General features: G+C 62.8%; 8 protein-coding genes and 1 pseudogene. 5 read left to right on the top strand and 4 right to left on the bottom strand.

Annotated features, from left to right (window positions below):
* The first annotated feature begins 22 nt into the window (after window positions 1–22).
* The 3 genes from NDY25_RS15955 (at window position 23) to NDY25_RS15945 (ending at window position 4750) form a co-directional block, all read left to right on the top strand.
* On the top strand, window positions 23–2737 hold the full coding sequence (locus tag NDY25_RS15955) for a TonB-dependent receptor (RefSeq protein WP_168958768.1): 2715 nt from the start codon (window positions 23–25) through the stop codon (window positions 2735–2737).
* Between the two features lie 370 nt (window positions 2738–3107).
* Window positions 3108–4031 (top strand): L,D-transpeptidase family protein, encoded by a 924-nt coding sequence (locus NDY25_RS15950; RefSeq protein WP_176339301.1) that lies wholly within the window; start codon window positions 3108–3110, stop codon window positions 4029–4031.
* Window positions 4032–4033: 2 nt separating this feature from the next.
* Window positions 4034–4750 carry a M23 family metallopeptidase gene (locus tag NDY25_RS15945; RefSeq protein WP_168958766.1) on the top strand — a complete coding sequence of 239 codons (717 nt, stop codon included), beginning with the start codon at window positions 4034–4036 and terminating at the stop codon, window positions 4748–4750.
* 56 nt (window positions 4751–4806) lie between these two features.
* Here the strand turns inward: NDY25_RS15945 and NDY25_RS15940 are convergent, their stop codons facing one another.
* Window positions 4807–5568, bottom strand: coding sequence for an SDR family NAD(P)-dependent oxidoreductase (locus NDY25_RS15940; RefSeq protein ID WP_168958765.1), 762 nt, complete (start codon window positions 5566–5568; stop codon window positions 4807–4809).
* A 159-nt stretch (window positions 5569–5727) separates the two neighbouring features.
* Between NDY25_RS15940 and NDY25_RS15935 the strand changes: the two genes are divergently transcribed.
* The gene (locus tag NDY25_RS15935) at window positions 5728–6699 is read left to right on the top strand and encodes a LysR family transcriptional regulator (protein ID WP_168958801.1); all 972 of its coding nucleotides are present in this window, start codon (window positions 5728–5730) and stop codon (window positions 6697–6699) included.
* A 291-nt stretch (window positions 6700–6990) separates the two neighbouring features.
* On the opposite strand, the gene fhuE is transcribed toward NDY25_RS15935, so the two are convergent.
* Window positions 6991–9183 (bottom strand): ferric-rhodotorulic acid/ferric-coprogen receptor FhuE, encoded by a 2193-nt coding sequence (gene fhuE / locus NDY25_RS15930; protein ID WP_168958764.1) that lies wholly within the window; start codon window positions 9181–9183, stop codon window positions 6991–6993.
* Between the two features lie 210 nt (window positions 9184–9393).
* Between fhuE and NDY25_RS15925 the strand changes: the two are divergent.
* Window positions 9394–9558 (top strand): annotated as a pseudogene (locus NDY25_RS15925) (alpha/beta hydrolase); the annotation flags it as partial.
* Window positions 9559–9665: 107 nt separating this feature from the next.
* Here NDY25_RS15925 and tkt read toward each other — a convergent pair.
* On the bottom strand, window positions 9666–11666 hold the full coding sequence (gene tkt / locus NDY25_RS15920; RefSeq protein WP_168958762.1) for a transketolase: 2001 nt from the start codon (window positions 11664–11666) through the stop codon (window positions 9666–9668).
* A 257-nt stretch (window positions 11667–11923) separates the two neighbouring features.
* A complete protein-coding gene (locus NDY25_RS15915) occupies window positions 11924–13204 on the bottom strand; it encodes a dicarboxylate/amino acid:cation symporter (RefSeq protein WP_180336564.1) in 1281 nt (426 codons plus the stop codon).
* Window positions 13205–13559 lie beyond the last annotated feature (355 nt).

The following is a 13559-nucleotide window of genomic DNA, read 5'->3' as shown; positions in this document are numbered from 1 at the left end:
TCCAACTACGCGAGCCAACTGCATGCAGCACCCCCGCACTTTTCATCGTCTGACCTGCGCCATTGCGCTGGCGCTGTCCGCACCCGCGTTCGCCGAGACTCCTGAGCCCGCTACCACCACATTGGATTCGGTCAACGTGCAGGCCAAGCACGCTGCCACACCGGGATCGCTCAACGAGCAGCGCTTGTCCAGCAGCGTCAACAGCGTGATGAGCAAGCAGCAGATCGATGCCATCCCGTCGGGCGGCATCGCCGATGTCGTGTCGCACATGCCGGGCCTGTCGGCATACAGCGACATGCATCTGGGCCAGGCCACCACCGGCGAGAACGCCTACGTCAGCATCCGCGGCATGGATGCCAGCTACAACGCCTACACGCTCAACGGCTTCGGCATGCCCGAGACCGATTCGTCCACGCGCGCCATCTCGTTGAACATGCTGGCGCCGTTCGGCGTCCAGTCGGTGCAGGTTTCCAAGTCGCCCACACCCGACATGCCCGGCGACTCGATCGGCGGTGCGATCGATATGCGCACGCCCAACGCTTTCGACTTCGATCGTGATGTCTATGCCAAGACCACCGCGCAAGGTCAGTTCAACGCGCTGGCCTCCGACCTGGGCGGCAAGGACACCGGCGGCACCTTCCAGCAGGAGCTGGCCTGGAAGTTTGGCGACGGCCATGCCTTCGGCGTCTACGCATCTGCCTATTACGGCAAGAACAACAACATGGCGCAAGCGCCGGCGCCCAACAGCAAGTACGTGCCGGCCGATCCTGCATTCGCCAGTGCAACGGACCTGCGCGATGTCGGTCCATTGATCAGCACCCGCTACAAGTACAGCCTCTACACCAGTCAGATCGAACGCTATGGCGGCAATCTCTCGCTCGACTGGCAAGGCGACAACAGCGCACTCTATGCGCGTGCCATCTACGGCAGCTACGGCGTGACCGGGCAGCAGGATCAGTCCAGCGCGCGCCTGGAAACCTATCGCAACCAGCCAACCGCCGTGCGCGGCGGCTACTTCAACACGCACGATATCGACGAGAAGCTGGCAACGCTGCAACTCGGTGGCCAGACCACGCTGGATCGCTTGCGCTTCGACTACGGCGCTTCGGTCGGTCGCGGCACCCGCAGCCGTCCGGACTATGTGTCGGCCAGTCTGTATGGTTTTACGCCCGGTAGCTTCGCCTTCGACCTCAGCAATCCACGCTATCCGAGCATCGCGCCAAGCTCGCCTGCATTGAAGGACTTCTTCTACAACCTGGATTCGTCGCTGTTGTGGAAGGTGCAGGGGCATGACGCCGGCAGTCACGACAACCGCGTCAACGCGCACACCGATATCACCTACCAGGTCGATGGCGATGTGCTGGACAGCGTCAAAGTCGGCCTGTCTGCCGATCACTCCGACCGCGGCGCCTACGATCATCCGTTCTTCCACAAGGACGGCAACTTCGTCACCAATGGTCCTTACTTTGGTGGGCCCAATTACGCGTTTCCCACTGCTGGCGGCCCGCCGCTGAGCGCGATCCCGGGACGTGTCACCAATAACGCGTTCGATGGCCGTTACGCAGGCCCGTTCAAACTGCTCAACCGCAACTGGATGCTCGCGCAGGCGTTGCCCTACAAGTACGTCAACGATCCCAATGGTGCAGGCGTCTATACGGCCAACGACTACAACGCCAACACCACCTCCAGCACCGAGGCGATCTATTCCGGTTACGCGATGGCCGCGCTGCACATCGGTTCGGTGAGCGTGCTGCCCGGCGTGCGCTACGAATTGACGCGCTACTCGGCCCAATCCTGGCAATCCAGCGGCGATGGCAATACCGGCAGCTTCGTCGGCACCGGCAGCACCTATGGGCAAGTGTTACCCGGCATCAGCGTCAACTATCGGCCCGACGATCTCACCTTATATCGCGCTTCATTGCGCCGCAGTTTCAGCCGCCCGGCGTTCGGCCTGATTTCCGGCGAGACGGTGTACACCATCGACGACACCCAGCAGGTGGTCGGCATCTCCAAGCCCAATCCCGATCTGCATCCGAGCAAGGCCGACAACGCCGATCTTTCTGCCGAGTTCTACGACCACAACGGCGGCGTACTCAGCGCATCGACCTATTACAAGCGCATCACCGGCTTCATCTACACCTCGCAATCGGCGACCAGCAACGACAACACGCTGGGCGGCCTGGTACCGACCGGCACCACGTTCGAAAACGGCGTGCCGGTGACGATGCCGCAGAACGGTGGCACCGCCAAGCTCTATGGCCTGGAGTTGGCGGCGAGCAAGCGCCTGCAGGACTTGCCGGGCATCTGGAGCAATTTCGGCGTCACCGCCAACCTCACGCTGCAACACAGCGAAGCAGACAGCAAGCGCAGCGATCAACCGGAAAAGACCTGGCTGCCGCGCGCACCGGAGCGCATCTACAACCTGGATCTGTTCTACGACGATACGCATCTGCGTACCGACCTGAGCTACAACTACACCGGCCTGCAATTACTGGGCTTGACCAGCGACCGGCTCAACTATTACCTGCAACCGGTGAAGTCGTTGGACTTCAATGCCACCTACCATTTGCCGCACCATATCGATGTGGGTGTGTCGGCCAAGAACCTGCTCAATGCCGCAACGTTTTACGAAACACAGGGCAAATCAAAACGCTACATGGCCTACGATCCCGGCGCCGATGGTGCGTATGTACAGACCGGCCGGGTGTACATGCTGACGTTGGGCTATACCTACTGACGGCAGACATGCAGACAGATGCGGCACGATGTCTGCAGCTGCAACGACCAGGTTTCCGCTGATCCAATCGATCGCCTGACTGACATACAGGCGATCGATTATTGCGCGGTGCACGACTCCCTACGCCGCCCGGGTGGACACATGAGCAGCAGGCGAACGCGTCGACTCGGCAGCTGCGCAGAGGCGAGATAGCAGGTATCCACTTCTGACCCGCATCGATACTGCGTTTTCAGTCAGTCCCGGTGCAGCCATTTCACGCAGACCACGCAGGCAGCTCGGGCAAGGTGCGCACATGCCTCTTTCGGACCTGCTCATGCCCTCACGCTCCTACGCTCGCGCCTGCCTGCTCACTCTCGCCCTGAGCGCTTCACTGTCTGCACTGGCGCAAGCGCCGCAGCCCGCCGCTGCACCTGCGCCTGCAGCAACGCCAGCGGCGAAAGTCGTGCCGAGCGGCCCGCGTTCGGATCTGCACGCGCAGGTACTGCTGGATCGCGCGCATTTTTCACCGGGGCAGATCGATGGCGAGCGCGGCTCCAATCAAAAGCGTGCCGTCTCCGGGTTTCAGGCCGCGCACAACATCAAGGTGACCGGTGAGCTGGATGACGCGACCTGGCAGGCCTTGCAGGCCGACGCCACGCCGGCGCTGGTGCAATACACGCTCACCGCTGCCGATGTCGCCGGACCGTTCCAGCCCATTCCCAAGGGCCCGGCCGAACAGGCCAAGCTGCCCTCGCTCGGCTACACCTCGGTGGATGAGGCACTAGGCGAGCGGTTTCATGCCGACCCCGAACTGCTACGCCAACTCAACCCCGGCGTGGACCTGAGCAAGGCCGGGGGCGTGATCCAGGTTCCCAACATCGACGGTGTCCCGCCACTGGCCAAGCCGGCTAAGCTTGTGGTCGACAAGTCCGAGTCGACGCTGCGCCTGTTTGATGCCGACGGCAAGGTCTATGCGCAGTTCCCGGTGTCTTCCGGCAGCAAGCACGACCCGCTGCCGATCGGCCGCTGGAAGGTCCTGGGCGTCGCGCGCGATCCGGTGTTCAAGTACAACCCCAAGCTGTTCTGGGACGCGAAAAAGGGCGATCAAAAGGCGACCTTGCCGTCGGGTCCGAACAATCCGGTCGGCCGCGTGTGGATCGACCTGTCCAAGCCGCATTACGGCCTGCACGGCACGCCGGAACCCGGCCATGTCGGCAAGACCGAATCGCATGGCTGCGTGCGCCTGACCAACTGGGACGTGGTCAATCTGGCCAGCGTGGTCGGCCCGTCCATGCCGGTGGTGATGCAGGAGTAAGCATGAAACTGCTGATGATGCTGGTCGTGGGTGTGCTGCTGGGTGCAGCCGGCTATTGGTGGCTGGAACGTGAGGCGCCGCAGGCGGCAGTAGAGCCAACGCCCACTGCTGCACCCGTGGCAACACAGCGCGACGCGGCGCATGCCGAACTGGCATCTGCTGCTCCGGCATTCGCGCCACCGCCAGCCGTTGCCGCTGCGCCGGCAACCGCTGCGGCGCCAGCAAATACGCCTGCGGCAGCAACGCCCGTGCCACCAGCTGACGCCGCAGTTTCAGGTGCTGGCTTGTTGATTCCGGTACAAGGCATCAGCAGCAGCCAGCTGCAGGACACCTTCACCGACGCACGTAGCGAAGGCCGCGTGCACGATGCCATCGACATCCTCGCACCCACCGGAACAGCGGTCCTCGCAGTGGCAGACGGCACGGTCGAGAAACTCTTCAACAGCGAACGCGGCGGCCTGACGCTGTATCAGTTCGACCCGAGTGGCACGTATTGCTACTACTACGCGCATCTGGAGCGCTACGCCGATGGTCTGGCGGAAAAACAGCCGATCAAGCGCGGTCAGATCATTGGCTATGTGGGCAGCACCGGTAACGCAGATCCTGCGGCACCGCATCTGCATTTCGAGATCCATCGCCTCGGGCCGGAAAAAGAATGGTGGAAGGGCGAAGTCGTGAATCCGTATCCCGTCTTGCATGGCGATCAAACACTGCAGTGATGCACTGACGCGGTGGCGCACACAAAGGCCTGCGCGTCATGCGCAGGCCTTTGTACTTAAATCAACATCCCACCAGACACCTCAATGCGCTGCGCATTGATCCAACCGGTGCCCGGCGCCAGCAATGCAGCCACCACCGGCCCGATATCGTCCGGCAGCCCAGGGCGGCCTAATGCAGTGACCGAGGAAACCATCGCGTTGACCTGCGCGTTATCACGCACGCTGCCGCCATTGAAGTCGGTTTCGATCGCACCCGGTGCCAGCGTATTGGCACGAATGCCACGCGCGCCCAGCTCTTTGGCCAGATAGCGGGTGAATACTTCCACCCCGCCCTTCATCATCGCGTAGGCCGACGAACCCGGCAGTGCAAAACGTGCAAGGCCGCTGGACACGTTTAGGATGCGTCCGCCATCGGCAATCAGCGGCAACAACGTCTGGGTCAGAAAATACGGGCCTTTGAGATGGATGTTGAACAGCGCATCGAATTGCGCAGGCGTGGTCTCGGCAATGGGCGCATGCAAGCCGGTGCCGGCGTTATTGACCAATGCGTCGAAGTGGCTGCGACCCCAACCGGTCAACACTTCCTTCAGTTGAGCGGCAAATGCAGCGAAGCCCTCGACATTGGCAACATCCAGCTGCAAGGCATGCGCGCGACGCCCCAGCGTCTGGATGTCTGCGACGACTGCAGCAGCCTCGCCTGCTTCGCTGCGATAGGTCAGCACAATGTCGCTGCCGTCGGCAGCGAGCGCGAGCGCGGCGTTGCGGCCCAGGCCGCGGCTGCCGCCGGTGATCAACGTGATGGGGGTGGTGTTCGACATGCTTTACTCCGAGGGCGAGGGATGATGCCGAGAACGACCGCAGGCCTGTAAGGATGTCAGGCGCGTCGGTGCTTGGCATCGGTGTCTGCCAGTGATGTTGTAGCGCGCGTTTGCGCGCCAGCCTGCGACGGTATGGGTATCGCGTCGTTGCAAAGACTATTGCGCTTGCCGCGCCGCATAAATCAGCTCAGGCTGATTGCACCGTTCAAAAGTATCGACCAATCGATGGACACCATGGAGTCGTTGCGCGCCTTCCTGCGTGTGGCCGAGCTCGGCAGTTTCACTCGCGCCGCCGAAACCTTGGGCCTGCCCAAGGCCAGCGTCTCCACTGCCGTGCAACGGCTTGAAGCGTCGCTCGGTACCCAGCTGTTGCATCGCACTACACGCCGTGTGCAACTCACTGGCGACGGCACCGCGTTCTATCAGCGCAGCCGCGATTTGCTCGATGACATGGACGAGTTGCAAGGCATGTTTCAGCGCGACCGTAGCCAGTTGCGAGGGCGCTTGCGGGTGGACATGTCGTCCGGCATTGCGCGCAATTTCGTGATTCCCGCCTTGCCGGTATTTTTGGCACTGCATCCACAACTGGAAGTGGAGATCAGCGGCACCGACCGCCGCGTGGATGTGGTGCGCGAAGGCTTCGATTGCGTGTTGCGCGTGGGCACGCTCGAAGACACCAACCTGGTCGCGCGACCGCTCGGCGCGTTTCGCATCATCAACTGCGCCAGTGCGGATTACCTCGCACGACGGGGCACGCCGCAGCGCCTGGACGATCTGGCACACCACGACTTGGTGCATTACGTGCCGACGCTGGGCCAGCGGTCGCCCGGCTTCGAGTACCACGACGGGCAGACCTATCAACTGCTGCCAATGCGCGGCCCCGTGACGGTCAACAACGGCGATGCGTATCTTGCTGTCGCATTGGCGGGCCTGGGCATCATCCAGGCGCCGGCCAGCCCGTTACGTGCGCACCTGGATAGCGGCGCCTTGATCGAGGTGCTGGCCGCCATCGCGCCCGAACCGATGCCGGTCACGCTGCTCTACGCGCAGCGTCGCCACCTGCCGCAACGCGTGCGCGCGTTCATGGATTGGGTGGCAGAAGTGATGGCGCCGCATCTGGAACCGCTGTAGCCCTGGGCTACCGTCGATGCGATTGCCGGCACGCCTTCGCGTGTGCGTGCGTGTGCAGGCAAGTCTATGCAACGTGCCGACACTTGCGGGAAAGGCTTCCGCTTGCGCGCCAGCTCGGCACCACCGAAGCAAACTGATGTCAGCACGCAGCGCAGGCGGTAGAAAGCGCAGCAGATCTACGATCACCCAGCAGGGATGCAGACACAAAAAAAAACAGGCACCTTTTGCAAGGTGCCTGCATCGTTGCAACAACAGGCCAGCCGCTGAAATCGCGCCCAGCCTGGTCTACGATCAGAACGTGTAGTTGAAGGTCAGCATGCCATTACGCGATGCGCCCCATGCGCCATAGCCGCCGTTGAACTGCGAGTAGTAGCGCTTGTCGAGCAGGTTGTCGACATTGAGCTGCACCGAAAACTGCGGCGACAACCGGTAGCGCGCGAATGCACTGACCAGCGCATAGGCGCTCTGCTGGAAGGTGCCGTACACCGGGTCCACGTAGTACGAACGGTTCTGCCAGTTGACGCCGCCGCCCACCGTGAGATCGCTCCACACACCTTGCGGGGTGTAGCTGTTGAACAACTTGATGGTGGTGCGCGGCAGATGCGTATTGATCGACGTACCGCTGTCGTCACGGGCGGTGTAGTGCGAGGCACCGAAGGTGGTATTCCAGCCAGCGGTCACGCGGCCGGAAATCTCGAAATCAAAGCCTTCGCTGACCACGCCGTTGGCGGCCTGGTACGCCGATTCGCTGCTACCGGGGACGAAGCCGCCGGTGGCAACGCCCAGGTTGTCCTGCTCGATGCGAAACACCGCAAGCGAGGCGTTGAGCTTGTCGTCGAACCACGCTGCCTTGACGCCGGCTTCGTAGCCCTTGCCGCTCAACGGGTCCAGATAGCCGCCATTGGCATCGCGCAGAGTCTGCGGGTTGAAGATTTCGGTGTAGCTGACGTAGGTCGACCACACATCGTTGATGTCGTACACCAGGCCGGCGTACGGGGTGACTTCGGTCTGGGTGTCGGAGAACGGCACCAGGCCTTGCGTCGTCGAATCGAAGTTGCGGCCATCGATCTGCCAATCGGTATAGCGCGCGCCCACCAGCAGCGTCAGCGGATCGGCCAGCGAGAACCGTGCGGCCACGTAAGCGGCCTTCTGCTTGATGGTGCCGTCGCTCTGCACCGTGCGCGGGCTCCAGTTGGGTTCCGGGTACGCGCCGGTCCAGCCGAGGTAACTGTCCAGCGGCGCCGGGAAATCGAAGGTGCCGTTGTTGACGTATTCGCGGCGGTTGTAACTGGCGCCGGCAACCAGATGATGCTCGCGGCCGAACAGCTGGAACGGGCCTTCCGCATAGACATCGGCGCCATCGGCCTTGCGCTCGGTCAGGTAGTTGCCCGAATACGGCACCACGCCGCCACCGGTGGCGCGGTCGAACCCAAAGATCGTATAGAACGGGTAGAACAGGTGATTGGCCGCTTCGGTCTTCTCATGGCTCAGATTGGCCTTGAGGTTCCAACCGTTGTCGAAGCTCTGCTGCAAGCTGGCGAAGGTGCGCTGCAGACGCGTATCCCAAAAGGTCCAGTCGGCCGCCGGGTTGAACGAGCGGTCGTAGTTGGTGCGGGTGCCATCGCTGTAGAACAGCGGGAAGCCGCCCCAGGTGACATCGTTCGATTCCTTCTTCTGGTACTCGTAGCCCACGCTCAGCAAAGTGCTGTCGGTGAGGTCGGCATCGATGATCGCCGAGCCGATCTTCTTGCGCATGCTGTAGCGGTCCATATCCGACTCGCCATCCTGATACACGCCGATCACGCGCGCGCGCACGGTGCCTTCTGGGCTCAGCGGCACGGTGACATCGGCCACGCTGCGGGTCTTGTTGAAATCGCCGCCGCCGACCGACACGGTGCCGGTGAAGTCGCGGCTGAGCGCGTGCTTGCGCACCAGATTGATCGAGGCCGACGGATTGCCCGAGCCGGTGAGCAGGCCGGTGGCGCCGCGCACCACTTCGACGCGGTCGTACAGCGCCACGTCCAGCGCCGAATCGCCGTAGCTCCAGGCCTGCTCCATATAGGCCGGGATACCGTCGAACTGGTAGTTGTCGATGTAGAAGCCGCGCGAGAAGAACTCCAGCCGCTCGCTGTCGCTCTGCGCCACCGAGATGCCGGTGACGTTGTTGAGTACGTCGGTGATGCTCTGCAGGTTCTGGTCGTCCATGCGGTCACGGGTGATCACGGTGACCGACTGCGGAATCTCGCGCAGCGACAGATTCATGCGCGTGCCGGCGGTGGTCTTCTCCACCGTATAGCCCTTGGCCTGCTCGCCCTGCACGATCATCCGGTCCAGCGTGGTGACCTCGGCATCGGCGGCGGCAACGGGCGTTTCGGCCAGGGCCTGGCTGGCGGCCAGCGTGCACAGCGCAGCGAACAGCGCGCGCGGCAGGGCATGGCGACGCGCGCCCACGGAAACAAGACGCAACTCGGTACTACGGATCATCGGGAACTCCAACGCAGACGGAACCAGACCACGCGCTGCGAAGACGCTGCGCCGGCAACAAGGGGGAGGAAACGGTGTGCCCTACCAGCGGCAGTGCGCCATTTTAATGGGAATGATTCACATTTTAAATAGCTGGATTGACATTTTTTTAGCATTTGCTTGACATAAGCGAGCGCTACCTGGATGAGAGCGCGTTTCGCAGGATCTGGTCCAGCGGAGATCAGCAAGGCCTATTTCGATGGTCTTTCTGCCCCGAGCAAGCAATTCCTGCTGCTGCCACGCACCGGGCACGATCCCAACCCGCCGATGATGGACGCACAGTTGAAGGTGCTGGCCAGGATCCGCGCCTCGGCGCTGGCCAACGACGCGCACTGAAGCACGCCACGCTTCCGTTGAACGATGACGCACCCGCGCATCGCTCACGAGATTCAACAAAAAAGCCGGCTTTCGCCGGCTTTTTCTTTAACGCAACACGCCAGGTCTTACAGCGCCTTGGCTGCCGCCACTACATGCTCGGCGGTGATCTTGAAGTACGCGTACAGCTGATCGGCCGGCGCCGAGGCACCGAAGGTGTCGATGCCGACCACATCGCCATCCAGGCCAACGTACTTGCGCCAGAAGCCGGTCACGCCCGCTTCCACCGCCACGCGCTTGCGCACCGCGTTCGGCAACACAGATTCGCGATAGGACGCATCCTGACGATCGAACACATCGGTCGAGGGCATCGAGACCACACGCGTCTTCAAACCGGCCGCATCCAGGGTCTGCTTGGCTTCCACCGCCAGACCGACTTCCGAACCGGTGGCGATCAGGATCACGTCAGGCACGCCGCCTTCGGCATCGGCCAGCACGTAACCACCGCGTTCGATCAGCTTGAGCTGCGCGTCGCTGCGCGGCTGGTGCTGCAGGTTCTGGCGACTGAACACCAGGCAGCTCGGGCCGTCCTTGCGCGTGATCGCTGCCTTCCAGCTCACTGCCGATTCCACCGCATCGCCCGGGCGCCACACGTCGTTGTTGGGGATGTAGCGCAGCGAGGCCAGGTGCTCCACCGGCTGATGGGTAGGGCCGTCTTCGCCCAGGCCGATCGAATCGTGCGTGTACACGTGGATGGCATGCGCCGGATTCAGCGCACTCATGCGCACGCCGTTGCGCGCGTAATCGCTGAACACCAGGAAGGTGGCGTCGAAGGGAATAAAGCCGCCATGCAGCGCCAGGCCGTTGGCAATGGCGGTCATGCCGAACTCGCGCACGCCGTAATACACGTAGTTGGCATCCGGGTCGTCGGTGGCCACCGACTTGCTGGCCTTCCACAAGGTCAGGTTGGAATGCGCCAGATCGGCCGAGCCGCCGATCAGTTCCGGCAACAGCGGCGCGAACGCTTCGATCGCCAGCTGCGAGGCCTTGCGCGAGGCGATGGTCTGGCCATCCTGCTGCGCCTTGGCGATGTAGGCATCGGCCTGGGCGATGAAGTCGGCCGGCAGCTCGGCGTGCGAGCGACGGGTCAGTTCGGCAGCTTCGGCCGAATACTGCTTGCCGTACTTGTCGAACAGCTGCTCCCACTCGGCCTGACGCAGTGTGCCGGTGCCACCTGCGCGCCAGCCGGCGTAGATCTCTTCGGGAATCTCGAACGGGCCGTACGGCCACTCCAGCGCCTTGCGTGCGCCTTCCAGTTCTTCCTTGCCCAGCGGTGCGCCGTGCGAGGATTCCTTGCCGGCCTTGCTAGGTGCGCCGAAGCCGATCTTGGTGCGGCAGCAGATCAGCGTGGGCTTGTCGGTGTTCTCCAGCGCGGTCTCGATGGCGGCCTTGATCTTCTCGGCGTCATGTCCGTCCACATCGCGGACCACATGCCAGCCATAGGCCTCGAAACGCGCCGGCGTGTTGTCGCTGAACCAGCCATCGGTGTTGCCGTCGATGGAGATGTGGTTGTTGTCCCAGAACGCAACCAGCTTGCCCAGACCCCAGGTGCCAGCCAGCGAGGCGGCTTCGTGCGAGATACCTTCCATCATGCAGCCATCGCCCATGAACACCCAGGTGCGGTGGTCGACGATTTCCAGCTCCGGGCGGTTGTAACGCTGCGCCAGCAACTTCTCGGCCAGCGCAAACCCGACCGCATTGGCGAAGCCCTGACCTAGCGGACCAGTGGTGGTCTCGATGCCGGGGGTTTCGCTTCGCTCGGGGTGGCCGGCGGTCTTGCTGTGCAGCTGACGGAACTGCTTGAGCTGCTCGATCGGCAGGTCGTAGCCGGACAGGTGCAGCAATGCGTATTGCAGCATCGACCCGTGGCCGTTGGACAGCACGAAGCGGTCGCGGTTGAACCACTGCGGGTTGTTCGGGTTGTGCCGGAAGAAATCGTTCCACAGCACTTCGGCGATATCGGCCATGCCCATCGGCATGCCGGGATGGCCGGATTTGGCGGCTTCGACCGCATCTGCGGCAAGAAAACGGATGGCGTTGGCCAGCTGGCGGCGGGTGGGCTGGGTCATGGGCGTCTATGGAAGCGGAGGGGAACACCGCTGAAAGCGGAGCCGCTTATTCTCCCACAGAGCGCGTTAGGGAGCCGGGATTGGGCAGTCGGGATTCGGGATTGGTGAAGCCGGAGCCGGAGCCTCTGCAGCCTCGTCCGCAGTGCAATAGTGCAGCAGGCGGCGCAGACGCTGCCACGACACCGCAAGACCTGACCTGGCACCTGCCGGTCGCAACAGCCCGCTCCAACAAATCCCCAATCCCCAATCCCGACTCCCTACTCCTCGCCCTTCGCCACCAACGTCGTCAGCGCCAGATCCCCGGTCACATTCAGCGCTGTCCGGCACATATCCAGGAAGTGATTGACGCCCAGGATCATGCCGATGCCGACCGGGTTGACCCCGACCATCGCGCAGATCAGCGCCACCACCGGCAGCGAGCCCGACGGCACACCCGCGGTGCCTATGCCGCCCAAAATGCAGACCAGCATCACCATGAACTGCTGGCCGATGCTCAGGTCCACATTGAAGAACTGCGCCAGGAAGATCACCGTCACCCCCTCGAACAACGCGGTGCCGTTCTGGTTGGCGGTGGCGCCCACAGTGAGCACAAAGCGCGACACCCGCGGCGGCAGGCCCATCTCGTCGGCCACGCGCAGGGCGGTCGGCAAGGTCGCGTTACTGGACGCCGTCGAGAAGGCCATCATCGTGGCCTCCTGGGTCTGCTTGAAGAACCGGATCGGCGAGTGCCCGGCAAACTTCACCGCCAGCCCGTAACTCACCACCATGTGCAGACCCAGCGCCAACACCACCACGCCCACATAAGCGCCCAGGCGGATCAACAGATCGAAGCCGAACAGCGCAGCCAGATTGAACATGAAACAGGCCACCGCATACGGCGCCAGGCGAATCACCAAGCCGATCAAGGTCATCGAAATTTCGAAGATGCCCTCGATGCCGCGCTTGAGCGTGGCGACCTTTTCATCCGCGGTCAGCACCATGCCCACGCCGAACATCACCGCAAAAAACATCAGCGACAAAATCGCGCCATTGCTGGACGCCGCAGCGATCACGTTGCTGGGCACGATCGACAACAGCATGTCCATGCCCTGCGGCTGGGTGCCGGAGCTGGAAATGATCTCGCGGGTGCGCTCGGCGTTTTCCTGGATCAACTGATTGGCCAGTTGTGGATCCACGCCAGCCCCAGGCTTGAGCACATTCACCAATACCAGGCCGAGCAACACCGCCACACCGGACAGCACGACGGTGTAGCCCAAGGTGCGCCAACCCACACGGCCGAGCGCACGGATGTCGCCCATTTCGGAAATGCCCATCACCAATGCCGAAAACAGCAGCGGCACGATCAGCATGAAGATCAGATTGAGAAAAATCTGCGAGAACGGGGTGGTGACGTACTTGGTCACCGTGCGCACCCAGTCGGCATCGCTGCCGGCAAGGTAGTAGACGGCCAATCCCAACACCAGGCCGACGGCGAAGCCAATGCCCATCTTCCAATGCAGGGGCAGGCCCGGGCGGCGTGCGGCTGGGGATGCAGTCATTTGGTCGGGCCTTGATCTGTACACAAAGGCCGGAGCTTAACAAACGCCATCGATGCGGCCACCTACCCGATGTGCCGCTGCGCGCCTGCCCGAGGGTAGGTGTCCCTCTCGACGTCAGGTGATGCAAGCGTTGGCGCGGGAGCGGGCGAGAGTCCTGCAACCAGTCTGCTGCCCTAATCGATCTGCAATTGGCGCATCCACATCATCTAATCAGCTTGAAGTGGCAAAGATTTCGAGTCTTGCCATTGCTAGATGCAGCCAAAAGCCTGGTTGGTCGAGGGCGCGGTGCCCTCGCCGCTCGCGGGACACGCCGTGAATCCGTCCCTGGAGGCTCGGTGGCGGCATCCATGCCGCC

The organism is Xanthomonas hortorum pv. pelargonii (assembly GCF_024499015.1).
Classification (GTDB): domain Bacteria; phylum Pseudomonadota; class Gammaproteobacteria; order Xanthomonadales; family Xanthomonadaceae; genus Xanthomonas; species Xanthomonas hortorum_B.
Note: the sequence above shows the minus strand (reverse complement) of the source record. Positions and strands in the feature narration are given on the sequence as shown.